This window comes from Onishia taeanensis, from assembly GCF_013349955.1.
GTDB lineage: Bacteria > Pseudomonadota > Gammaproteobacteria > Pseudomonadales > Halomonadaceae > Onishia > Onishia taeanensis_B.
Window position 1 is genome coordinate 1 of record NZ_JABVXC010000055.1, and the last position, 467, is coordinate 467.

Genomic DNA, 467 nt, shown 5'->3' on the forward strand with positions numbered 1-467 from the left:
GGTGTAGGTCCAGAAGACCACCAGCAACAGGGCGACGAAGTAGACCGGGAAGTCACCATGCTCGTCCTCATGCTGTCCGGCGGCGTGGCTCTCCACCAGGTGCTCTCCGGCGTGACCGTCCCCCACATGGAACATCGCCAGCGTCCCCAGCGCTGCCACCAGCGAGGCCAGGCACAGGATGCCGTTGACGTGGTGTCGGAAACGCGGGAGGCGTGACAGCAGGAACAGGCCCAACACGCCGATCAGAACGCTGGTGCGCAGCAGCAGGTAGGGCTCGTAGTGCTCCAGCAGACTGAGCTCGATCAGCCCATAGGACGCGAACAGCAGACAGCTCAGCGGGATGGTGATCCGGCTGAGCTTGTGTGAGGTCTCGATCTGTCGACGCCGATAACGTCGTTCCAGGGTGTCATCCGCAAAGCAGAGTGTCATGGGATTCATGGGGCGATACCTGAGTTGCCAGACTCTCA

At 62.1% G+C, this 467-nt stretch carries 1 protein-coding gene; it reads right to left on the reverse strand.

All coding sequences use genetic code 11. The features are described 5' to 3' along the window. On the reverse strand, window positions 1-438 hold a 438-nt coding region (locus HUS66_RS17440; protein ID WP_175072454.1), incomplete at its 3' end, for a hypothetical protein. Window positions 439-467: the final 29 nt, after the last annotated feature.